At 40.6% G+C, this 22,229-nt stretch carries 19 protein-coding genes; 12 read left to right on the top strand and 7 right to left on the bottom strand.

Annotated elements, in window-relative coordinates; all coding sequences use genetic code 11:
- The first annotated feature begins 409 nt into the window (after nucleotides 1-409).
- Nucleotides 410-1,624, top strand: a complete 1,215-nt coding sequence (locus CSQ79_RS05570) for a hypothetical protein (RefSeq protein WP_143755423.1) — start codon at nucleotides 410-412, stop codon at nucleotides 1,622-1,624.
- A 50-nt stretch (nucleotides 1,625-1,674) separates the two neighbouring features.
- Here CSQ79_RS05570 and CSQ79_RS05575 read toward each other — a convergent pair whose 3' ends face one another.
- On the bottom strand, nucleotides 1,675-3,774 hold the full coding sequence (locus CSQ79_RS05575; protein WP_099700187.1) for an NAD(P)/FAD-dependent oxidoreductase: 2,100 nt from the start codon (nucleotides 3,772-3,774) through the stop codon (nucleotides 1,675-1,677).
- A 162-nt stretch (nucleotides 3,775-3,936) separates the two neighbouring features.
- Between CSQ79_RS05575 and CSQ79_RS05580 the strand changes: the two genes are divergently transcribed.
- The 3 genes from CSQ79_RS05580 to CSQ79_RS05590 all read left to right on the top strand — a co-directional run bounded on the left by CSQ79_RS05580 (nucleotide 3,937) and on the right by CSQ79_RS05590 (nucleotide 6,724).
- Nucleotides 3,937-4,170 carry a hypothetical protein gene (locus CSQ79_RS05580; protein ID WP_099700188.1) on the top strand — a complete coding sequence of 78 codons (234 nt, stop codon included), beginning with the start codon at nucleotides 3,937-3,939 and terminating at the stop codon, nucleotides 4,168-4,170.
- 30 nt (nucleotides 4,171-4,200) lie between these two features.
- Nucleotides 4,201-4,911 carry a phosphatase PAP2 family protein gene (locus CSQ79_RS05585; RefSeq protein ID WP_099700189.1) on the top strand — a complete coding sequence of 237 codons (711 nt, stop codon included), beginning with the start codon at nucleotides 4,201-4,203 and terminating at the stop codon, nucleotides 4,909-4,911.
- A 259-nt stretch (nucleotides 4,912-5,170) separates the two neighbouring features.
- Nucleotides 5,171-6,724 carry a peroxidase family protein gene (locus CSQ79_RS05590; protein WP_099700190.1) on the top strand — a complete coding sequence of 518 codons (1,554 nt, stop codon included), beginning with the start codon at nucleotides 5,171-5,173 and terminating at the stop codon, nucleotides 6,722-6,724.
- An 8-nt stretch (nucleotides 6,725-6,732) separates the two neighbouring features.
- Here the strand turns inward: CSQ79_RS05590 and CSQ79_RS05595 are convergent, their stop codons facing one another.
- Nucleotides 6,733-6,960, bottom strand: a complete 228-nt coding sequence (locus CSQ79_RS05595; protein WP_099700191.1) for a hypothetical protein — start codon at nucleotides 6,958-6,960, stop codon at nucleotides 6,733-6,735.
- A gap of 547 nt (nucleotides 6,961-7,507) precedes the next feature.
- On the opposite strand from CSQ79_RS05595, the gene uvsE reads away from it, so the two are divergent.
- The 4 genes from uvsE to CSQ79_RS05615 all read left to right on the top strand — a co-directional run bounded on the left by uvsE (nucleotide 7,508) and on the right by CSQ79_RS05615 (nucleotide 11,649).
- The gene (gene uvsE, locus CSQ79_RS05600) at nucleotides 7,508-8,461 is read left to right on the top strand and encodes a UV DNA damage repair endonuclease UvsE (RefSeq protein ID WP_099700192.1); all 954 of its coding nucleotides are present in this window, start codon (nucleotides 7,508-7,510) and stop codon (nucleotides 8,459-8,461) included.
- Between the two features lie 140 nt (nucleotides 8,462-8,601).
- Nucleotides 8,602-10,200: an Hsp70 family protein gene (locus CSQ79_RS05605; protein WP_099700193.1), complete on the top strand. Its 1,599-nt coding sequence runs from the start codon at nucleotides 8,602-8,604 to the stop codon at nucleotides 10,198-10,200.
- Between the two features lie 363 nt (nucleotides 10,201-10,563).
- A complete protein-coding gene (locus CSQ79_RS05610; protein WP_289500607.1) occupies nucleotides 10,564-10,692 on the top strand; it encodes a hypothetical protein in 129 nt (42 codons plus the stop codon).
- 6 nt (nucleotides 10,693-10,698) lie between these two features.
- Nucleotides 10,699-11,649 (top strand): pentapeptide repeat-containing protein, encoded by a 951-nt coding sequence (locus CSQ79_RS05615; protein ID WP_099700194.1) that lies wholly within the window; start codon nucleotides 10,699-10,701, stop codon nucleotides 11,647-11,649.
- Between the two features lie 70 nt (nucleotides 11,650-11,719).
- Here CSQ79_RS05615 and CSQ79_RS05620 read toward each other — a convergent pair whose 3' ends face one another.
- Nucleotides 11,720-12,349: a bifunctional 4-hydroxy-2-oxoglutarate aldolase/2-dehydro-3-deoxy-phosphogluconate aldolase gene (locus tag CSQ79_RS05620; RefSeq protein WP_099700195.1), complete on the bottom strand. Its 630-nt coding sequence runs from the start codon at nucleotides 12,347-12,349 to the stop codon at nucleotides 11,720-11,722.
- Between the two features lie 276 nt (nucleotides 12,350-12,625).
- On the opposite strand from CSQ79_RS05620, the gene CSQ79_RS05625 reads away from it, so the two are divergent.
- The 3 genes from CSQ79_RS05625 to CSQ79_RS05635 all read left to right on the top strand — a co-directional run bounded on the left by CSQ79_RS05625 (nucleotide 12,626) and on the right by CSQ79_RS05635 (nucleotide 16,182).
- Nucleotides 12,626-13,489: a DUF2382 domain-containing protein gene (locus CSQ79_RS05625; RefSeq protein ID WP_099700196.1), complete on the top strand. Its 864-nt coding sequence runs from the start codon at nucleotides 12,626-12,628 to the stop codon at nucleotides 13,487-13,489.
- Between the two features lie 722 nt (nucleotides 13,490-14,211).
- Nucleotides 14,212-15,138 carry a DUF2382 domain-containing protein gene (locus CSQ79_RS05630; RefSeq protein WP_099700197.1) on the top strand — a complete coding sequence of 309 codons (927 nt, stop codon included), beginning with the start codon at nucleotides 14,212-14,214 and terminating at the stop codon, nucleotides 15,136-15,138.
- A 141-nt stretch (nucleotides 15,139-15,279) separates the two neighbouring features.
- Nucleotides 15,280-16,182, top strand: a complete 903-nt coding sequence (locus CSQ79_RS05635) for a DUF2382 domain-containing protein (protein WP_099700304.1) — start codon at nucleotides 15,280-15,282, stop codon at nucleotides 16,180-16,182.
- A 234-nt stretch (nucleotides 16,183-16,416) separates the two neighbouring features.
- On the opposite strand, the gene ftsH3 is transcribed toward CSQ79_RS05635, so the two are convergent.
- The 4 genes from ftsH3 to cimA all read right to left on the bottom strand — a co-directional run bounded on the left by ftsH3 (nucleotide 16,417) and on the right by cimA (nucleotide 21,745).
- Nucleotides 16,417-18,255 carry an ATP-dependent zinc metalloprotease FtsH3 gene (gene ftsH3, locus CSQ79_RS05640; RefSeq protein ID WP_099700198.1) on the bottom strand — a complete coding sequence of 613 codons (1,839 nt, stop codon included), beginning with the start codon at nucleotides 18,253-18,255 and terminating at the stop codon, nucleotides 16,417-16,419.
- 88 nt (nucleotides 18,256-18,343) lie between these two features.
- Nucleotides 18,344-19,138: an aminotransferase class IV gene (locus tag CSQ79_RS05645; RefSeq protein ID WP_099700199.1), complete on the bottom strand. Its 795-nt coding sequence runs from the start codon at nucleotides 19,136-19,138 to the stop codon at nucleotides 18,344-18,346.
- 96 nt (nucleotides 19,139-19,234) lie between these two features.
- The gene (locus CSQ79_RS05650; RefSeq protein ID WP_099700200.1) at nucleotides 19,235-20,029 is read right to left on the bottom strand and encodes a hypothetical protein; all 795 of its coding nucleotides are present in this window, start codon (nucleotides 20,027-20,029) and stop codon (nucleotides 19,235-19,237) included.
- A gap of 78 nt (nucleotides 20,030-20,107) precedes the next feature.
- Nucleotides 20,108-21,745 (bottom strand): citramalate synthase, encoded by a 1,638-nt coding sequence (cimA, locus tag CSQ79_RS05655; protein WP_099700305.1) that lies wholly within the window; start codon nucleotides 21,743-21,745, stop codon nucleotides 20,108-20,110.
- A 124-nt stretch (nucleotides 21,746-21,869) separates the two neighbouring features.
- On the opposite strand from cimA, the gene CSQ79_RS05660 reads away from it, so the two are divergent.
- The gene (locus CSQ79_RS05660; protein ID WP_099700201.1) at nucleotides 21,870-22,199 is read left to right on the top strand and encodes a 2Fe-2S iron-sulfur cluster-binding protein; all 330 of its coding nucleotides are present in this window, start codon (nucleotides 21,870-21,872) and stop codon (nucleotides 22,197-22,199) included.
- The last annotated feature ends 30 nt before the right edge of the window (nucleotides 22,200-22,229 follow it).

The following is a 22,229-nucleotide window of genomic DNA, read 5'->3' on the forward strand; positions in this document are numbered from 1 at the left end:
TTGACTAACCTAATTGTTTACTAGTTTACATTAGAGGAATTTGTTAAATCTAATTGCAAATTAGATTCTTCCAATACTTTTTTTACCCCCTTGTTTTCTGAGTGAATACCTAATATCATGTCCATCTAATTGAACACAATAACTTTTTGCGTTGCTTTTAAGTATTCACGTACACATAATATCTCTGCTGACCGCTATCGCTGAACCATGAACCTTTGAATAAATTGTGACTAAAGTCACAGACAGAGGAGTTTCGTTAAACTTAGCATCCTGTCATCCCGCCATGTGCTACGAGTGCAGCTAATAAATTAACTGATTTAGTATTTTCTTAACCAGTCAATAAACTCACTCAACTGCAACAAATCGGATACTCTGTGATGCTAATGCGCTTGCCCAGAGCAAATTGCCTATGAATATGAAATTAACTCAAAAAGAAACTGATTTAGCAGGAATCACAACTTCCAGCCTGATGGAAGAAATCGAAGGCTTGCTAAGCGCGCCTATAAATGTTGAAATGGACAAACAAGAAGCAGTTGCTGTAATTCAAGTATTACGCTTGACAAATAGTAAGCTACTCAAAAGGGCGATACAGTTAGAACAAGCACGGGCGGAATGCCAAAAAGACTCGCAGCTTCATCATCAAGAGCGATCGTTGCTACAAACACAGCTAGCACAGAAAATGCAGGAGTTAGAAACTGCGCAAGAACAAATTAAACTACTCAAGCAAGAACAGCAAGCACTTAAAGAAAAAAACCAGCAGCAGGAAATTTTAAACGAAGGTTTAACAGTACAGTTACAAACAAGTCAAGAACGAGTTAATCAACTTGAACACGAGTGGTTATTAACTCAAGCAACTCACAACGAACAAACTTATCAGTTGCGACAAAGCGAAAGCACCTGCCAAGAACTACGCAACCGCCTGACACGTCAGCAGCGCTACACAATGCAACTGAAAGTCGCATTAGAAAAATGTCTCGATCAACCTGAAGCTAAATCTGAAGTTGAAAGCGATCGCATTTTTACGTATCAAGAATGCGAGCAAAAAACTGATTCATCGCATCAAGTGTCTTTTGCCCAAGTCGAACCAATTCCACCTTGGTCAATCCGCGAATCAAAAATTGATTGTGAAGTATTCGCTACACAGCCAATAAATGCTGTTGCGGAAGCGACAACAAATATCGATGAAACTTTAGTAGAAGCCTTTAAAGAGCAATTTCCAGAAGCGATCGCGCCCTTGGGACAAACTCCAGAAGAGCAACATAATGCTGTATTAAATTTATTGAGTGATACTTCGTGTGTTGAGGCTCAAGCCTCTGACAATGTTATTGAGGTAGTAGAAGTCACGACAGAGACATTAGATCAATCACAATGGTTAGAAGCTACGTTCGCAGAAGTGCTAGAAGCGCCTGCTGAGACTAACTGCGATCGCAAGATTCTTCACCATTCAGAATCTTCGTCAGTGTCATCTGAATCAACGACTGAATTTGAACCACTACCTACATGGGAAGAACCTGCTGATGTTGCTAATCCTAATTGGCCTTCACCTGTTTTGAATCCGTCGCGATCTAAAAAACGTAAGACTTTAGCTGCGATTGAACTACCAAATTTTGCCCATATTCGTTAAATATAAATGAGTTGCGTGCAGGTATTCTCTCTTATCCTGCACGCACTTTGTTAGCTTCTGACCTCTGACCTCTGACTGAGTGCTATATCTCGACTCGTATGTTGCTGTTGATAGGTTTGAGAACGCCCCATACCCGCTGTCAGTTCATAATTATAGGCTAGTAGCTTTAACCATAAAGCAGGATAACGAGGTTCTAACCAGGATTGTATTTGACGTAGAAAACCAGGAAACCAACTACTCGCTAAAGCACTGAATAAGGCAAAGAAGCCAAAGTTAATATAGTTACCAAGCCATCGCCAAATATCTTTTGGTCCAGCTAAATCCCAAATCCACAAAACTTGAGCAGGATTTTTTCTGGCTGCTTTCAGCGCTAAGCGATTAAAAGTTAACCAATCTACTCGATCTTTAATAAACGTATCAGCGACTTCTAAAGGTTCATCAGTCAACAAGCCAAAGAAAGTATTTAGCATTGAGTTAATGCGTTGAGGTGGTAAAAATCTACCTGTAGGAACCATCATGCCTTTAGAAAATAGCCAGGTAACAGCAACGTTGCTTTGATAGGCACGGATTTGGTTCAAGTGCTGAAATTTCAGCAAGTCATGCTTTAAGGCAGTATCTAGTAGTGTTGACAATCGTTCTAGGTTGCGGACTAAGGAACCAAAGCCAGTAAAGACTAAAGGAGATTGCAGTGATGCTGCATCTCCAATCGCAATCAGGCGATCAAAAGCAACTGTGCGATCGCGGCTATTAGAACTAAAGTGACCTGGAATATAACCAAATGTGGCTTTCTTCCACACCAGCTTATCCATATCGCAGCGACGGTACTCTGGTAAAATTGTAAAAAAGTCTTCATACATTTCAAGCAACGAGCCAGGATTAGTTGCATTCACTTGATGGTAGTGGAACAAGTAAATCGCCATGTCCTTTCCTCCACCTGGAAACAACTCCCAAATCAGTTGTCTTCCGCGTGAAATGTCTCCATGACTATTCAATACATCGCCATACTGCGAATCCCACACCTCTGGATCAAAACCATCAGAAATTACCGCACCTACGGTTGGGCAAACACTATCAAATGCTCGTCCGCCGTTTAACTGCCAAGCAATTGGGGAGGCTGTTCCCATCGCATCTACGAGCAAACGTCCGGTAGCTTCTCGCTCGCGTGTTGGCAAGTGCTTGACTTTTACTGTTAAGTGTGTGTCTGCTATAACAGCATTGAGAAATTCCGTTTCATCCCAAATTTCTCCGCCAGCCGCTTGTAACTTTTCTCCGCACATTTGTAACAGCTTTTCTGCATCAAGCGCAACATTCAACACAGTTGGAGTATGCAACACAGGTGCTTTGAGATGATGCGGGTTGTTGCCATCAAAAAACTTATTAAACCCGTCTTTGTATTCACGGGCGATGATACTTTCACATTCTGCTGGAGTTAACAAGCCTAAATTGATCAAGCTTTGTAATTCGGCGCGAGAAATATTCCACTCGCGATTCATTCTGCCAAACGGTAAGCGCTCAATCAGCAATACTTTGTAACCTAACTGCGCCATTACTGCCGCATGAATAACGCCTAATGCACCACCTATGTAGATCAAGTCATAAGTAGGTATTAGTGGCTTCTGATGAATGGGCACTTTTTTAAAAATGACTTGCTGTGGTTGTTGTGGATTGCGAACACCTTCGCGCCATCGTTTTTCCCACCAATAAGCGCGGGTTAAGTCATACTCTCCTTGAGGAAATTTTTGAAAATATTTGACAGTTAAAGGATAATTAGGAGCTAGTGCCTCAAAAATTGACTTGTTACCAATTTCAGGTGGTTCTGGATAGTGATGTGGAAACCTAACTCGTAGTTCAGCCGTCAGATATTGGAGAATTTGCTTTTCATGGGGTAAAGCGCGATCGCCCCAGCGGAAAACTTTAAGATACGTTGTACGCTGTACTGACCAGACAAAAGCGGAGAGTTCAGAAGGCATTTTATCTGCCGAAAAGTCAGAAGTAGACGTTACCGGAGATAAATTTTGGGGCATTCTCAATCGCAGCCCTTCAGAAGTGATAATTTTTTCCCCTACTTCCGGTACCCATTCCGTTTGCAGCCAGTTCAGAACGGCTGCTGTATCTGGTGTGGGAATTTCTATGTAAACAAGTTCTCTCATTTTGCTGATCTTAACTCCGAGTTAATTATTTATGCAGATAGAGTTGACAAAATCACAGTTTGCGCTAAACTTCCCCTTACGAGTTAGCTGAGAATTTATTTAAGAAAGTTTACAATCTAACTAAGTTTATTAAAGTAATTCCTATTTGTGTGAAAGTACGCCATGCATTATCCCATTCCTGCTAGTCCCGAAGAAATTGTCGATCTGCACCAAGAACCTGTAAATGAAGAATTAGTTGCAGCTGCGATCGCTGGTGTGATTAAAATTGTCCGCGCCCAAGGTCAATCCTTAGAAGAGTTAACTGCTCAAGTGCTAGCCGATGACAGCTTACTTGACGTTCAGCAAAGACGGTGGTTAAGTGATGTCGTTGCTCAAGCTTGGGATAGTTTCTCTTAAACTGGAAATTGATTGTTTAAGTTTATCTGAATGCGTTCCCAGAATGTGCGCTCGGCGCTTGTACAACTCTCTTCAAGAGTATTCCGCATTAGAGTCATTGGAATACTCGTTTCAGTCTTGTCACTATGGATATTTGCTCGACTTGCTAGACGAGTTTTAGCACAACAAAGCCACGACTTCGATACGGCTATCATGCTGGCAATTAGGGGGATACACAACCCCTTGCTCGATCAAGCAATGATGGGAACAACATTCCTCGGAGATCCAACGGTGTTGTCTATTCTTTGTATCGCTGTAGGAGTTTGGCTATATAAGCAGCGCCATCGTTCACAAGCAAATACATTAGCGATCGCCTTAGTCGGTTCGCTTTTACTTCAGTATATTCTTAAACAATTATTTACACGAGAAAGACCAGATTTGTGGGAGCAATTTATTAACCTCAGAGATTACAGCTTTCCTAGTGGACACGCTGTTATGTCACTTGTTGTATATGGAATGCTTGGATATATATTTGCAACTCGCTTTCCACATCAGCAAAAATTGATCGCCAGTATTACTGTTTTACTCGTGTTTGCGATCGGCTTTAGTCGTGTATATTTGGGTGTACATTGGCCTACTGATGTCATTGCCGGTTATGCTGCGGGAGCAGTTTGGTTGGTAGCTTGTATCCTCAGCTTGCGATCGCGTCAACGTCGCCGTCGTCATTCTTATACTAAAGATTCTGTTTCTTCTTCTCGATAAAATCTTTTGCCTAAGAAAGTGCCCTTCAATATAGTGTAGCGAGGGCACACTAAAGTCAGGGTTTTATAATTAAGTCCGCGCACTATTTAGACAAGGTTTGTTTAGTGACGAATTTATTCGCGATCGCATTCTAGAAATTTTAGGAAAAGTCCTTGCCACTAGTGTAGTTACTCCTTACTGCTGATCTAAAGTCAGTTCGACAGTCGCTAAGCGTCTAGTCGAATTAGTAACAAATTATACCTAACTGGTGAGCGCTGCCATGAAGAGAAGGAGTACTGCAAAAGACGGTTTGAGAAATAACATAGAATACTATATCTTAACGCACTTCAAGTGGTTGTGGGATTTAGTTCAAAAAAATGGCTATCTCAAGCGTAAAATTAATAAATATCTGATCAACAATGCTATTTATAAAATTCCGACTCGTCCCTATCCTTTCAGCACAATGGCATCTTATACATCATGGGATTCATTAACTGATAGAAAATACAGTGGGCGACATTTACCGCCAGTTAATAGAGACTACAAGAAATTACCATCACCCGAAACCATCGCTGAAATGCTATTTTTGCGTAAGGGAACAGAGATCTTATCGCCCAAATCTACACTGTTGTTTTCCTACTTTGCTCAGTGGTTTACTGATGGTTTTTTACGAACTGATAGAAATAATAACTTAAAAAATACTTCTAACCACGAAATCGATATCAGCCCACTATATGGCTTGAATAAAGATATTACTAACATCTTAAGATTACATCAAGGTGGTAAGCTACGTTACCAGACAATAGATGGAGAAGACTACCCTCCATACTACTTTGAAAACGGACAAGTCAAAGCAGAGTTTAAAGAATTACCTCCACCAATTTTTCGTGAAGAATGGACGACTCCAGAACAAAAAAATCACCTATTTGCAATGGGTAATGAACGCGGAAATGTCCAGATTGGTTATGTAATGATGAATACCCTGTTTTTGAGGGAGCATAACCGAATTTGTGATGTTTTAGCACAAACTTATAGAGATTGGGATGACGAACGGCTCTTTCAAACGGCTAGAAATATTGTTATAGTACTACTCCTTAAAATCGTCGTTGAAGAGTACATCAATCACATTACTCCGTACTACTTCAAGTTTATTGTCGATCCAACTACATTCACAAATGAGAAGTGGTATCGCCAAAATTGGATGACAGTAGAATTTAATTTATTGTATCGCTGGCACAGTCTTGTACCGAATAAAGTTGTACTTGATGGGTCAGAAATTCCTATAGAAAAAACACAGTGGAATAACGACTTAATTACAAGTAGAGGTTTAGGACAATTATTCGATGCAGCTTCTAAACAACCTGCAGGTGACATCGGATTGCACAATACTCCCTATTTTATTCTCAACACTGACATCAACAGTATTAAATTAGGGCGCGATGCTCAATTAGCAAGCTACAACGACTACAGGGAGATGTGTAAGTTTCCTAGAGTGACAGATTTTAATCAAATTACTGAAGATGAAGGAACACAAAAGGATCTCAAAGCTTTATACGGTCATGTAGATAACATTGAATATTACGTAGGACTTTTTGCGGAAGACACCCGTGAAAATTCTGCTTTGTCTCCTTTAATTGGCAGAATTGTTGGAATTGATGCCTTTTCTCAAGCACTGACTAATCCCTTGCTTGCTGAAAATGTGTTTAACGAAAAAACTTTTTCTCCGATTGGGATGAAAATTATTCAGGACACTCACAACCTTTCAGATGTGCTTCATCGCAACATTGCACCAACTGATCAGCGCTTTCTTGTCTCTATGACGCAAGTTAGTTGAAAAGGATATTACCGAGTTTGCACCTTTGATGTCGGTTTGAGAAATAGCCAACTGACAAAAAAGAAGGACGCAGTAGATAGCTGAATAATATCTATCGCAGATAGATAACCATCTGAGAATGAAGCAATAGTTCTATCTGTAATACCAAACAGCCAGGAGGACGTACCTAGCAGCCATATTCCGTTTTTGAGGTTTCCGAGGAAGATAGCAGCATCTGCTGATTGCTGATTGTTCATAAATTTGACGCCTTGCGGTCAATTAACGCTTATTGCACTGTTCAGGAGTCAGCAGGATCGCGATCCTCTTTACTCGCTTTGCCTCCCCAGGTTAAGAAATATTTCGTTTCTCCGCCATTAACCTAAAGAAGTATTTCATATACTTGACAAATATTAAGTTTGTAGCTTTCTTGACAACGAGCAAGAAATACTTTTCTACCGGCATTTTCAGGACAGTAGTTAATCACTTATGCAAGGTTTTTGACCATAAGTAACATACTTAAAGAGGAAATTATCATTTTTTTATTTCTACCCAAAGATAGTAGGCAAAAATTGTCATCTATTAAAAGATAGATTTAAAGCTGTTTAACCAAGTAAGTCAACTTGATTGAAGATGAAATAGCCTTGGGTGCAAGCAGGCAAGATGTCTACCCCATATATAATCTTGATTGTGGTTGTGCTTGATACTGAATAAATGTGTGACAGTAGTAGCCAATTATGCCTACAGATACTACTTTCTTAACAAAAAGCCCAGTTGAATAAGAATGTGGTTAATCATCAATAATGAATGACAGCAGTTGAGCTAAATAATTTGTCTCATACGACTTTAGAAGCGCGATCGCCTCAACCAAATCTTGGTTTAGTCTGTGTCACCTTTTCCAAAGAGGTGCGTTTCCGCACAATAACGCGCACTCGTTATCTCAAACTCAGTGAAAGCGAACGGGAGAATACTCTAAAAGATATTTATACAGATAATGTCACCCGTCTCCATAAAGCACTTTCATTTTGTCAGCAACACGATATCAAGCTTTATCGCGCTTCCTCAAGTTTGTTTCCCCTAAACGATTGGGAAGATGAAATTGGGGCACAGGTGTTAGAACAAATGCGGGATGAGTTGGGTAAAATCGGACAACGTGCCTTAGACTTAGGCATTCGGATTGTGCTGCACCCCGATCAATACGTTGTATTGAGTTCTGATTCTCCCACTGTTGTGCAATCGAGTATTCAAATTTTGCAAAGGCATTCAAAAGATTTAGACTTATTAGGATTGCCGCGATCGCATTGGTCATTGATGAATATTCACGGTGGTAAAGCGCAACGCCCAGAACAACTAATTCAAGTTGTCAATGATTTACCAGAGGACATCAAAAATCGTTTAACATTCGAGAACGATGAATATGCGTACAGCGCTAAGGAAATTTTAGCAGTATGTCAAAGCACTGGCGTTCCAATGGTGTTTGATGCTCATCATCACATCTGTCATGAAAAATTAAGTAGCTACGAAGATCATTCGGTAGCTGAGATGTTTTATGCAGCACGCGATACTTGGGAAAATCCAGATTGGCAATTAGTCCATATATCTAACGGTGAAACCGCCTTTAACGATCGCAAGCACAGTGAATTAATCTCTCTGATGCCAAGTGTCTATCGCGAAGCCCCCTGGATCGAAATTGAAGCTAAAGCTAAGGAAGATGCGATCGCTTTGTTGCAAAAAGAGTGGCTAACAAGGGGCGAGGAGTGAGGGAAGGAGTGGCTAGTTTTGAGATTTAAGTTTTGGCAGTAAATACCTATTATCAACCCTAACCAAGTAATTTAGATGTTCCTGCACTGACAGAAAATAGTATGAATAATATGAGGACTTAAAGCATAGTAGATAGTTGAATGGCGATCGCAATTGATTTTGGTACGAGTAACACTTGCATAGCGCGTTGGAACCCCGTGACGCAAAAGCCAGAAACAATGAGTTTAGCGGGGCTTTCGGTACAACAAGGATTAAATCCGCCTTTGGTTCCGAGTTTGGTGTATGTGGAGGATGCAGCCCAAAAGAAAGTGATTGTAGGGCAAGCAGTACGCGATCGCGGATTAGATTTGGCAAATGATCCGCGATTTTTTCAGGGCTTCAAACGAGGAATTGGTGCAGATATTCAAGGCTTTCTCCCCGAACTCGATGGCGAGACGATTACTTTTGAAGGCGTGGGGCAATGGTTTTTGACACAAATTATTGCAACCCTGAATGCCCAAACGCCTGATATCACAGAGTCTTTGGTGTTAACTGTACCTGTAGATAGCTTTGAAGCTTATCGTCACTGGCTAGGAGATGTGTGTCAATCACTTGCGGTTGAACAAGTGCGGCTGATTGATGAACCAACTGCGGCTGCTTTGGGTTATGGTTTAGCAGATCAAGAAAATTTACTCGTTGTTGACTTTGGTGGAGGAACACTTGATTTATCTTTAGTTAAGTTAGATGGTAAGGAAACAGCTAAGAAACCACTAGGGTTTGTGCTGAAATGGGGTGATAAGTTATTTAGCGAAAAATCAGGACAAAAGCCCAAAACAGCACGAGTACTCGCCAAAGCAGGACAAAATCTGGGCGGTTCTGATATCGATCATTGGTTGGTTGATTACTTTGCTACAACGCAGGGTTTAGTTGTCAATTCCTTAACGACACGACTTGCAGAAAAATTGAAGATTCAATTATCAACTCAATCACAGGCGAGTGAAGTCTATTTTAATGACGAAACCTTTGAAAGTTACCAACTCGATTTAGATCGTGCGAGTTTAGAAAATATTTTGCAAGAACACGCATTTTTTGAGCGATTAGATGAGTTGATGACTCAACTTTTGCAACAAGCAAGGCGACAAGGGTTAGAAGTTGCTGATATTAATGCAGTCTTACTTGTTGGCGGAACAGCCCAAATGCCAGCAGTTCAAACATGGATACAACAGTATTTTGATTCAGCAAAAATTCGTTGTGAAAAACCTTTTGAAGCGATCGCGCAAGGGGCTTTACAGTTAAGTCAAGGTATCGAAATTAAAGATTTTCTTTATCATAGCTACGGTATTCGTTACTGGGATCGACGGCAAAATAGTCACAAATGGCATCCTTTAATTAAAGCTGGACAACCTTACCCGATGAGCGAGCCAGTAGAACTTGTTTTAGGTGCTTCGGTAGACAATCAACCGAGTATTGAATTAATTATCGGTGAGCTTGGGCAAGAAACAGGCAGTACTGAAGTATATTTTGATGGCGATCGCCTCATCACACGTCGTCTCGATAGCGGACAAACTCAAGTAAAGCCCCTCAACGATCAAGATGGTGCGCGCTCCATTGCCCAACTGACACCACCAGGATATCCAGGAAGCGATCGTGTTAAAGTGTTGTTTCAAGTCGATCAAGAGCGGTTTTTACGTATTACCGTTGAAGATTTATTCACAAATCAAATGTTATTGCAAAATCAACTTGTTGCTCAATTAAGTTAAGTCAGCAGTAACTTTAACTTTTTTATCAAAGTCAACACATTTATGAGTAATTTAGGCAAGATTAAAAAGTAGGCAATGTTGAGTAGACATTCTACTCATTGCGCCGAACATCACAAAAGTTTCGCTGTTTAAAGTGTAGTTTGCCACCAAAAAATTAGGTGTGAAATGGAGTGTAAGTGGCAACTACACCTAAATAATGAGTATTTTTTTGCTTGGGTACGTACTAGCTAATACCATTGCATTCTTAGCTGTAGTCGCGGTCAACATAGAGGCTCAAAGTTGATAAACCTAAAAAAATTTGTCACTCTGATCTCTGAACCGTAAATCTGCACTTCGGCGCGTCCCCTGACCTCTGCTATATATATGAAAATTCTTTTAATGAATGCTTCCAGCAAGCTGCGCTTTCCAAGTTTAAATCAACAGCTTGAACCGTTGCATACTTATCCAGTGCGGATTGTTGAGCAATATGTGCAAGTACAAATTCAACCTTGAATTACTATGAACTCTGAAGAACTGCTGCGGCGCTACGCAGCAGGAGAACGCTACTTTCCTAATGTTGATTTGAGTCATGCAACCTTGCAGGAAGTAAATTTAAGTGGCATTGTGCTCAAACGAGCAATATTATATGGTGCTGATTTGAGTCGTTCAAACTTAGTTGGTGCAGATTTAAATGCAGCTATCCTTAAACAAGCTAATATGGCTGCAACTCGCCTTAATGGCAGTCATTTAGTTGGGGCAGATTTAACAGCAGCAAATTTAACAGGTGCGGATCTCAGTAGTGTTAATTTGTGGAGAGCAGATCTCAGGAAAGCGATATTATGTGAAGCTAACTTGAGCCGTGCTAACTTACATGAAGTGAACTTGACACAAGCAGATTTGAGTAAAGCCTCCTTAAGTGGAGTTCAACTGAGTAAAGCTAATTTAACCGAAGCTGTACTAATAGATGCTGACTTGAATCGTGCAAATTTGACAAACACAAAATTGATGCGATCGCGTTTGTGTGGAACACAGCTAGAAAAGGTAGAGTTGATCGCCAGCGACTTAACATCTGCCGATTTAAGTAGAACAAATTTAGAAGGATCAAATCTTAGTGAAGCTAATTTGGCTCAGGCAAATCTTAGTGGAGCAAATCTAACGGGGGTAAATTTACATCGTGCAAATCTGATTGCTGCCAAAGCTATTTTGGCAAGTTTACGGGGGGCAAATCTAGAGCAAGCAGAACTGACAACCGCAAACTTAACCGAAGCTGACTTAAGTTGGGCAAACTTGAGTAAGACAAACTTGAGTGGAGCTAACTTGCACCGTGCAATCTTAACGGATGTGAATCTCAATTCAGCAATTTTGCGAGGAGCAAACTTAATCGATGCTAAGTTATGTCAAGTAGAAATGAATAATGTCGATTTGAGTTGGGCAGTTGTACCTCATATGTTAAGAATGCTTGGAGAATGAACTCACTGCTTGTTTTAGTGTACGAAGGTACACTTTGTTTGGGTAGGCTTCGACTTCAGTCGGAGGGCATTTAGTGCAGTTGTTCCATCAATGTTTTAGCGTGTTGACTAATCGCCTCCCAGTTCTCAGGATCAACTAAGTGCTTAGGAAATAATTCACTGGCTAAACCTACGGCGATCGCTCCAGCTACAATAAACTCCCGTGCATTTGATAACGTTACTCCTCCTGTCGGAATTAATGGTATGTGTCCGAGTGGTCCTTGCAAACTTTTGATATAGCTTGCACCACCTACAGCTTGGATAGGAAAAACTTTAACACCACTTGCTCCAGCACTGTAAGCATGAACAATTTCTGTTGGTGACAGCGCCCCAGGAATAATAGGTATATTTTGTTGTACAGCAGCATGAATCATAGCAGTATCGCAATGCGGACTGAAGAGAAATTTTGCTCCGGCGGCGATCGCATCGTTTAACTGCTCTAAATTTAGCAGTGTGCCTGTACCAATTGTACAGTGTGGTAACTCAGCTTGCAGGCGTGCGATTAACTCTGCACTTTTGTCACTAGTCCAAGCTACTTCAATTAAATGCATTCCTCCTGCAACTACGGCTTTTGCCATTTGATAGCCTTGTGCACTTTGAGTCGTCCGAATAACTGCGATCGCGCGATGTCGTTGCAATAAGTCTAACCAAGCCTTCATCATATAGCTAATACATTCAATACACGATATCTTTAATTTGTCAAAAGACAGAAGGCATGTTTAACTATTTTCTTTAACACCATAGCTTTTTTATGTACATCTTTCCTTAAACAGTCTTCTCATTATTTTTAAAAATCTTAAACACTAAGAATATATAGCTTTGTACTGGATGAATTTAGCTTTGTTTCAAGGCTAATTCAGTCGCCAGAAGGATGAATTCACGTAAAGATATTTCTAGGCTAAGTATTAAGCAATATAGAGAAACAGGTAGTTAATAGTATGCCGTTGCATAAACTTGAAGACTTCGATCCAAATTATCGAGAGACTTTCGGTGGTGATGATATTAAAAGCATGAAGCTTTATACCGAAGGAGGAGAAGAAATAGGTACAGTCCAAGATGTCTTAGTAGATCCGGAAGGACATTTTCGATATTTGGTGATTAACACAGGCTTCGAGGCAGTAGGCAAAAAAATCTTACTACCAATAGGCTTATCTCGAATTGATTACAACACACACCGCGTTACTGTAGATGGATTAACTAAATTACAAGTCGAAGGCTTACCAGAATATAACGAACAATTAGCTGTAGACTACGACTATGAGGAGCAAGTCAGGAAAGTTTATCGCCCTTTAGTCGCCACACTACAAGGCAGCGAGTTAACTACTCCTACTTATGATCGAGATTCGTATAGCTATGAGAATGATTCTTTGCTGTATAACCTTAATAAGCCAAATCAGCAATCATTAAAACTATATGAAGAAAGGTTAATAGCCACAAAGAATCGCATCAAAACAGGTGAAGTAGCGGTTGGTAAACGTGTTGAAACTGAAACTGCGAAAGTATCAGTACCAATAGAAAAAGAGCGAGTTATTATTGAACGCGTATCTTCTGTAGAAGGTGAAATTATTGAGCCTGGAGAACTTAGCTTTCAAGAAGGCGAAATAGTACGAATTGAAGTTTATGAGGAAACCCCAGAGATACATAAAGAAGCATTTGTACGCGAAGAAATCAAAATTAGAAAAGTTGTAGAGCAGAGTACAGTAGAAGCTGAAGAAATAATTCGTCGTGAAGAGTTAGATATTGATACTCAAGGTCAGCCAAACGTTAACCAAATGAATACAATCACTCATGATGGAATGTAAGCTAAGTAGTACATCATAAGTTAAGCAATAAAATCATTTTTTCTGATTTTTTATCACTAACTCATTCTCCAAGTTTCTATGCTGAAAGAAATTTGGAGTTGCTTTTTATTATATAAGTGCTAGACAACTAAATTGAAGTACTTATTTAGTATTCCAAAAGAAATAGTTCAAACCTCGTAGAGAGGGTATTCCTGTTATTGATAATGTTTTTGGACAATAGAGCTAATATTGTTTGAGTTATGAAAACTTTTGAAATGTACCAAAAAGTAAGTGAAGAGAAGAGATAAAAAGAGATTTTTATAAAAAATCGAGGATTATTACACTATTTTGTTAAATTGATAAATATAAAGGCGAAATAAAGCTGTAAAAGATATCAACAAACATCAAAATTCAAAATGTATATATCTTTAGTTACACATATATTAGAGTTTTTCTATTTGTGAACTTAGAGAAATACACAATTTTATAGGATTTGAGTCATAGTACCTGTTAAATAGCCAATCCTTACACTATGATACATTTTCTATACTTTTATAAACTTCTACTGCTGCTTCAATTGTAACTAGAGATAAATCGTTTTAATTAATAGCTTAAAGAAAAAATATCTGTCACTAGTAAGCTTTTAAAAAATCCGAATTCATTCGATAGGAAGATGAACAATAATTGCTAAGTTTTTATATTGGAAGCTGTGTACAGTAGAACGGTCAAGGAAACGTAAAAGTATGGCACTTGTAAAAATTAGCGATTTTGATCCAGACTATCGCGAAGCCTTTGATGGTAATGATGTTAAAGGAATGAGCGTATACGCACAAGGAACAGACGAAAAGATTGGTACTGTTAGCGATGTTTTAGTAGACGAAGAAGGTAATTTCCGTTATTTCATTGTTGATTTAGGATTCTGGATTTTTGGCAAAAAAGTATTAATGCCTGTAGGTCGTTCTCGCATTGACTACGGAGCTGACAGAGTATATGCAGTGGGAATGACCAGAGAACAAGCAGAAAATTTGCCAGAGTTTGATGAAAACATGGCAGTAGACTACGACTATGAAGAGCGCGTTCGTGGCGTATATCGCGGTCAACCTACTGTTGAAATGCCTTTAGAAGCTGCACCCTTAGATACAGCTGCAACTGTTGGTACAGCAGCTCCTGCTCCCAGACCAACCTATAACCGCGATACCTATGATTATAAGTATGATGAAGATTTGTATAACCTCAAAGAAGATACAAATCAAAATCTGAAACTTTATCAAGAGCGCTTAGTAGCTAACAAGGTACGCAGAAAAGCAGGAGAAGTTTCTATTGGTAAGCGCGTAGAAACAGAAACTGCTCAAGTCTCTATTCCTATCGAAAAAGAGCGGGTAGTCATTGAGAGAGTATCTCCTACCGATGCAGGCAGAGCTGTAGATCCTAACCAAGTTAGGTTTGGTGAAGGTGAAGCAACTCGTGTAGAACTTTACGAAGAAACTCCAGAAGTTCGTAAAGAAGCCTTTGTTCGTGAAGAAGTTAGAGTTAGAAAAGAAGTAGACCAAGAAACTGTACAAGCTCAAGAAACAATACGTCGTGAAGAACTAGATATTCACAACGAAGGTACAGTTGTCGAGGGATCAGATCGTCTACCCAACGATCGCTTACCAAATGATCGCGTGTAGATAAATAATCACTTTTACACTTCACACCATAAGGTTTAAGTGAGAGTAGAGTAGGGGTAAAAATAAACATCAACCCCTACTTTCAAATCTTTAAATGTTAATAAAATGAATAAGCAGCAGTTTTTATTCAGAGGTGAATCTATGCAAAACCACAACCGTATAGATGCCCTACTGGAAAAACTCAAAAGTAAATTGAGTAACTTTATTGTCTTAAATAACCAAGGTAATATTTTTGCGAAAGTCGTAGACTTAAAGCTAGATAACGATAAACAAATCAATTTAGTTTTATCTATCAAAGATAGTTTACAACAATCTCATCTAGTTTTATTAGTTAGCAAGCTTGTTCAAAAAATTGATCCTGTGAACAAAACTGTCTTGGTAAATATTAGCCAAGCAGAAAGTGAAAAATTACCGCAGTGTATAACTACAGAGACGCAAAGAATGGAATTTCCAGAAGTTAATAACAACCCAGCAACACCTGCTTACGCAAAAGAAAGTAACGCTAGTACACATAGTAGTGAATATGCTGAAACTACTGCAGTAGTTGCAACTGAATTAAGCGAATCAGGAATGTTAACAGACGAAGTTATTCGCTTACTTGGAGAAAGAGTCATTGTTGACCGCAACAAACGTAAAGTTGGCGAGGTCATTGTCCGTAAAGAAATTGAGACTCGAATGGTAGAAATTCCTGTAAGAAGGGAAAAGCTAATAGTTGAACAAGTCAGTCCAGAGCGAAAGCAACTAGCAGAAATAGAACTAGGACAACAAGAAATTACTGGGCTTGAATTAAGAGAGGCAGAGATTAATCAGTTAACATCGCTTAGTTCAAGAATAGGAACAAGTGGTGGTTTAACAGTGAGTGGTGAATTTGACTCTCCTAAAATTGCCAGTTTACTTCTGAATGCGATCGCACTAGAACGCCGCCACGGTTGCAAGAAAGTGAGAATAGAAGTCGTTGTCGAAGACACTGAACAGCAAAAAACATACCAAGAATGGTTTGAACGTGCTTCGGGTAAAAAGTCTGAAATGACCCAGCAATCTTGAATAGTGACTGTTACGAATATAAAAGTTCTTAAGAAGGATGGGATTTTTCCTATCCTTTTTAGTTTATGTATCTACCTATTTCTATATTCTATTTGAACTAATAGACCTCTATAGCAGAGTTCAGAGATCAGGGTTAGAAGTTAGACGGTATAAAAAAGGGCAACTCTGGTTTACATTCCAGAATTACCCCAATTAAAAATTACGAGCGTAACGCTTCGCTTTCAGTTATCAAAATTAAGCAAAAGCTGCTGTTTTAACATCACTATTTGCTAGTAGTTCTTGCAATTCATCAGAGTCTACAGTTTCTTTGTCAATTAGCATTTGTGCTAGCTGATCGAGAATGTGACGATTATCGACAAGAACTTCCTTAGCACGGCGATAAGCGACTTCTACTAATTCACGAACTTCGTCATCAATCGTAGCTGCTGTTTCTTCCGAGAAATCGCGTTCAGCAACGATATCGCGACCAAGGAACATATTGCCTTGCTGACGACCTAATGCCACAGGACCTAAGCGATCGCTCATGCCAAAGCGTGTTACCATTTGACGGGCAACGCGAGCAACTTGCTGTAAGTCGTTAGAAGCACCCGTTGTGACTTCTTCCTCACCAAAGATGATTTCTTCAGCAATCCGACCGCCCAAGGCTACCGCCATTTGGTTTTCGAGGTAGGAACGGCTATAAAGTCCTGTTTCCATGCGATCTTCACTGGGAGTAAACCAAGTTAAACCACCAGCACGACCGCGAGGAATAATGCTAATTTTCTGGACAGGGTCATAGTCAGGCATTAAAGCACCAACTAAAGCGTGACCAGCTTCATGATAAGCAACTAAGGTCTTGCGCTTTTCGCTCATCACGCGATCTTTCTTCTCTGGACCTGCCAAAACGCGGTCAATCGCATCATTGACTTCATCCATCGAGATTTCTGTGAGATTTCGTCGTGCGGCTAAAATTGCAGCTTCATTCAACAAGTTTGATAGATCTGCACCAGTAAAGCCAGGAGTACGACGGGCAATCTTTTCAACATCGACATCCTTAGCTAGAGTCTTACCACGCGCATGAACTCTCAGGATTTCTACACGTCCAGCATAGTCAGGGCGATCGACAACTACTTGACGGTCAAAACGACCTGGGCGCAATAATGCTGCATCAAGTACATCAGGGCGGTTAGTCGCCGCGATGATGATAATACCTGTGTTACCCTCAAAACCATCCATTTCGGTAAGCAACTGGTTGAGGGTTTGTTCGCGCTCATCGTTACCGCCACCTAAGCCAGCACCCCGCTGACGACCAACAGCGTCAATCTCATCGATAAAGACGATACAAGGTGCATTTGCTTTTGCTTGTTCAAACAAGTCACGCACGCGGGAAGCACCAACACCCACGAACATTTCGACAAATTCTGAACCTGAGATCGAGAAGAACGGAACGCCTGCTTCTCCTGCAACTGCACGCGCGAGTAAAGTCTTACCTGTTCCTGGAGGTCCTACTAGCAGCACACCTTTAGGAATTTTTGCCCCGACTGCGGTGAAGCGGTCTGCGTTTTTCAGGAAGTCTACAACTTCGTTGAGTTCCAGTTTGGCTTGATCGATACCAGCAACATCACCAAATGTGACTTGGGTTTGTGGTTCCATTTGAACTCTGGCTTTAGATTTACCAAAGTTCATTGCTTGGCTACCAGGACCATTCTGTGCGCGCCGCAGTAAGAAAAATAAACCAACTAAAAGTAAAGCTGGAACAAATAAACTGCTTAATGCTCTAAACCAAAAACCATCATCAGTTTGTGGCAGAACAGAAATATCTACTTCGTTTCTAGTCAGAATATTGATTAAGTCAGGGTCGTTTGGCAAGTTTACGACTCGTTTTTCACCGTCTAGAGGTGTGACTAAGGCTCTGGTGCGATCTGCACTTAAGCTAACTCGCTCAACTCTACCTTGTTCTACTTCTTGAATAAATTGACTGTAACGCCATGTTTCTCGACTTTGAGGTTGTCTATCGAAGAACGCTGTACCTAGCGCAACGACAACAACAGCAAGCAGTGCGTACAGCCCCGCGTTTCTCCACCGTTTATTCACCGAGGTCAATCCTCCTAATTTAATGTGCGAGGGCGCTTTTATTGAAATTGTTAACTATTCTTAATCTACATTAATTTTTGACTAGTTGTCATGCTACGTAAAGTTGTCGCAATAGCTTGAGACTAGAGTGGTAGGGATCGTACGTCTTTTGGATGACTTCTCCATGCTGTTCAATCACCGTATGGATCGGAATCACTTCTACAACGCTATTAGAATAGGCGATCGCCTCAAACGTATCGACTGCATCTGCAAACCAAGGTTCCTCTTGAACTCGACAATGCTGTTGTATCCATTCTAATAGTTGCGATCGCGCAACTCCTGGTAGTATTCCTGCTGTTAACGGTGGTGTCCACCAACAGTTATCCCGCCACCCCCACAAGTTGCCTGTACTCGTCTCTAACCAATTGCCGTTTTCATCAACTAAAATTGCTTCGTCTGCTGAGTGTTGTTGTGCTGCTAGTTTAGCCAACCACGGCGAGAGATAGTTTCCTGTCTTATGCAAGGGTAAAGATCTGTCATGATTTGTTGCAATCCAGGCTCTAACTCCATACTTTTGTTTTTTTGTCAAGTCTACAGGTAGGTGTCTTCCTATAATTAATTCGCAGCCATTAGGAAAAATGGTAATTCTGAGAACGGGGAAGTGTGAGATTAAGCTAAGTGCACCTTGCTGAATTTGTTCCCAATCAGGGAGTTGCCAACCGAATGTTTCGCTACTATAACGCAGGCGATCGCAGTGGGCTTGCCAATTAGTGAAGGGATGAGCGAGTGATTGATGATAGACTCGCAGCGTTGTAAATACTGTTGCGCCGTAGAGTAGACCAGGATCGTCAATTGCTAATTCTATTGTGTTGCTTTGGATTAATTTACCGCTATACCAATAAATGTTAGTTTACCCCCTACATTAAATATTTATTTTGCATTCAATCCACGCACCATCTGGACTTAGTTTTTAAGCCGCGAATTTATGCACCAAGCTTGTTTAATCTTCTTGTGGTGGTTTGACTTGCACAACTCCTTCAGGAGATACTGAAACTTCGCCACCAAGTGCTTGAATGCGACGAATTGCTAAATTACGTGTTGCTGCATCAACTGGATTGCTCAGAACCATCGTCCAAGCCCCAACTTGTGCAGATTTACTCTTAGGGTTGCGTGAGAGAAATTCTGCTGTTTTTTGAGAAATTGCTGCGACTTGTTTGCTTTCTCCATCAGGATACACACTCGCCCACTGTGCTGCGGTTGTAAATGACTGCTGTGCAGCGGCGGAATCTCCTAAAAATAGCAATTCATCAATTCCTTTATAACGCCATATGTAATAAGATTTTTGCGGAACGGTAGGAGAAAGAAGTTTTAAGTTTCTATTCATTAAAGCGATCGCGCGTTCTGGCATTCCTGCATAAAGTGAGGTACTTGAAGAGAGAAACAAGTATGCTTGTAAAAAACGCGGATCGCGGTCTAAAATAATTTCAAAATATTCAGGACTCAGGCTATATCCTGTTTGTGGGCGAATTTCATCATCGCCAAAATACTGAAGAAAGTTTAAAAACACCCAGTTTGCAATTAAGTTATCAAAGCCAAAACTAGGGAGTTGTCTTAATAAATTTAGGCGGACTTTTTCGGCTTCAGCTTCTCTTAGTAGTGATTCTTTAGTAACAGTTTTACTTGTCGTTAACTGATGTAATTGAGGTAATTGCAGCGAAATAATTCCAGATATGCACAAAAGTACGGCAATAGATGCAGCTAGTGGTTCTTGATATCTCCGTAATGCAGTAAACATTAGATTAATACAAGTAAATAAGCAAAAATAAATATAATTTCAAAACTGCTAATGGGAGGAAATGACATTCGCTAACAATTACCCATTACCCTTTACCATTTTAAATGCCACTCCCGTAGACAAATGTAATAATAAGCCATATTCTAGTCCTTCTACTACCGCTTGATAAGAGGCTGCCAAAATATTCGTAGAAACACCGACAGTTGTCCAACGTTGATGTTGACTCCGTGATTCTACTAAGACACGAGTTTTGGCTGAAGTGCCGCTATGTTCGTCGAGGATTCGTACTTTGTAGTCGGATAGTTCAAATTCAGCAATTTGTGGATAAAAGTTGACCAATGCCTTACGTAATGCTTCATCTAACGCAGCAACTGGACCGTTTCCTTCTGCAGCTTCTAGAATATCTTGACCGTTGACTGTAACTTTTACTGTTGCTAACGCACTGTTATTTTGTTGTTCAATACCTGATACTAAATCGCAGTGAACTTGAAAGCCTTTGATCGTAAAAAACTGCTGGCGTTTTCCTAAAGCTTCGCGCATTAATAAGTCAAAGCTAGCTTCAGCAGCTTCAAACTGATAACCTTCACTTTCTAATTTTTTAAGATGTTGTAAAATTTGACGAGCAGCGGGGTTTTGTTTATCAAGTTCAATGCCAAAAGTGCGTGCTTTGGCGATGACATTACTCAATCCTGCTTGATCGGAAATGACAATACGGCGACTATTGCCAACTTGTTCGGGTTGAATGTGTTCGTAAGTTAAGGGATTGCGTTCCACCGCAGAAACATGAATACCGCCTTTATGGGCAAATGCTGAACGTCCAACAAAAGGTGCATGATCGTCTGGTGCAAGATTAACAACTTCACTAATGAAGCGGCTTGTTTGGGCAAGTTGGGCAAGTTGTTCGGTTTGAATACACGAGTAGCCTAACTTCAGCTGTAGGTTAGGAATCAGCGAACACAAGTTAGCATTACCGCAACGTTCGCCATAACCATTCATCGTGCCTTGTACCATTCTCGCGCCTTCAAGGACACCCGCGATCGCATTGGCTACTGCAGTATCAGAATCATTGTGTGTATGGATACCAATTTGCGGCGAGTTGCGATCGCCGACGACTTCCACAACATTTTTAACAATTGCGCCGACTTCGTGCGGTAGAGTACCGCCATTCGTATCACACAGTACAAGCCATTCAGCACCAGAAGCGATCGCAGCATGGAGTGTTTCCAAAGCATATTCTCGGTTGTACTTAAAGCCATCAAACCAGTGTTCAGCATCGTAAATCACGCGGCGTCCTTGGCTGCGGAGATACTCAATCGTATCTCGAATCATTACCAGATTTTCGTCTAAGCTAGTTTTTAAGCCTTCAGTAACGTGTAAATCCCAAGATTTACCAAAAATAGTTACCCAGCGCGTTCCTGCTGAGAGAATCGCTTGTAGGAGTGGATCTTCCGCAGCTGGAATATGCGGGCGACGAGTCGAACAAAACGCCACAATTTCTGCTTGTTGGAGTGGTTCTTCTTGTAATTGCCAAAAAAATTGTACATCCTTGGGATTTGCCCCAGGCCACCCACCTTCAATAAATGGTATCCCTAACTGATCTAACCTACGAGCAATTCGCAGTTTATCTTCAGTTGACACCGATAGTCCCTCTCGCTGAGTACCATCGCGTAATGTCGTGTCATAAATCCAAAGTCGATTGGAGGAATTTGCATTCATAGGTAAAAACGGGACAAAAGGTGGAAAATTGAAAAAACGGTAATTGGTCATTGGTCACTGGTAATTGGAAAGAATACCCATTACCTATTACCGATTACCCATTACTAAACATATCTACTCACCTATGATAAAAGTGCTAGCTCAAGGAAAGACAATAATTTGCGAACGCACAGCTAATTTGCGTCAAGTTTTGCTGCAAAATGAAGTCAACCCTCATAACGGCAACGCCACAATCATTAACTGTCGCGGTATAGGTACTTGTGGAACCTGTGCCGTCTTAGTGGAAGGAGAAGTATCAGAAGTTAACTGGCGTGACAAAGCACGGCGTTCGCTTCCTCCCCACGATCCTACAAGAAACTTACGTTTAGCTTGTCAAACTCAAGTGTTAGGTGATGTGAAAGTGACAAAATTTAACGGTTTTTGGGGACAAGGTACGGATATTGTGTGGAGTTGAGGAAGCATAGGCGCAGAGGCGCAGAGACGC

Origin of the sequence: Gloeocapsopsis sp. IPPAS B-1203 (genome assembly GCF_002749975.1) — a bacterium.
Lineage (GTDB): Bacteria > Cyanobacteriota > Cyanobacteriia > Cyanobacteriales > Chroococcidiopsidaceae > Gloeocapsopsis.

Excerpts from the sequence above, each read along its gene's own strand:
- uvsE (WP_099700192.1), top strand. The coding sequence starts at position 7,508 with ATGACAGCAGTTGAGCTAAATAATTTGTCTCATACGACTTTAGAAGCG.
- CSQ79_RS05650 (WP_099700200.1), bottom strand. The coding sequence starts at position 20,029 with ATGTTTACTGCATTACGGAGATATCAAGAACCACTAGCTGCATCTATT.
- CSQ79_RS05580 (WP_099700188.1), top strand. The coding sequence starts at position 3,937 with ATGCATTATCCCATTCCTGCTAGTCCCGAAGAAATTGTCGATCTGCAC.
- CSQ79_RS05605 (WP_099700193.1), top strand. The coding sequence starts at position 8,602 with ATGGCGATCGCAATTGATTTTGGTACGAGTAACACTTGCATAGCGCGT.
- CSQ79_RS05590 (WP_099700190.1), top strand. The coding sequence starts at position 5,171 with ATGAAGAGAAGGAGTACTGCAAAAGACGGTTTGAGAAATAACATAGAA.
- CSQ79_RS05625 (WP_099700196.1), top strand. The coding sequence starts at position 12,626 with ATGCCGTTGCATAAACTTGAAGACTTCGATCCAAATTATCGAGAGACT.
- CSQ79_RS05660 (WP_099700201.1), top strand. The coding sequence starts at position 21,870 with ATGATAAAAGTGCTAGCTCAAGGAAAGACAATAATTTGCGAACGCACA.
- CSQ79_RS05630 (WP_099700197.1), top strand. The coding sequence starts at position 14,212 with ATGGCACTTGTAAAAATTAGCGATTTTGATCCAGACTATCGCGAAGCC.
- CSQ79_RS05635 (WP_099700304.1), top strand. The coding sequence starts at position 15,280 with ATGCAAAACCACAACCGTATAGATGCCCTACTGGAAAAACTCAAAAGT.
- CSQ79_RS05585 (WP_099700189.1), top strand. The coding sequence starts at position 4,201 with ATGCGTTCCCAGAATGTGCGCTCGGCGCTTGTACAACTCTCTTCAAGA.
- CSQ79_RS05615 (WP_099700194.1), top strand. The coding sequence starts at position 10,699 with ATGAACTCTGAAGAACTGCTGCGGCGCTACGCAGCAGGAGAACGCTAC.
- CSQ79_RS05575 (WP_099700187.1), bottom strand. The coding sequence starts at position 3,774 with ATGAGAGAACTTGTTTACATAGAAATTCCCACACCAGATACAGCAGCC.
- CSQ79_RS05610 (WP_289500607.1), top strand. The coding sequence starts at position 10,564 with ATGAAAATTCTTTTAATGAATGCTTCCAGCAAGCTGCGCTTTCCAAGT.
- cimA (WP_099700305.1), bottom strand. The coding sequence starts at position 21,745 with ATGAATGCAAATTCCTCCAATCGACTTTGGATTTATGACACGACATTA.
- CSQ79_RS05595 (WP_099700191.1), bottom strand. The coding sequence starts at position 6,960 with ATGAACAATCAGCAATCAGCAGATGCTGCTATCTTCCTCGGAAACCTC.
- CSQ79_RS05620 (WP_099700195.1), bottom strand. The coding sequence starts at position 12,349 with ATGATGAAGGCTTGGTTAGACTTATTGCAACGACATCGCGCGATCGCA.
- CSQ79_RS05570 (WP_143755423.1), top strand. The coding sequence starts at position 410 with ATGAATATGAAATTAACTCAAAAAGAAACTGATTTAGCAGGAATCACA.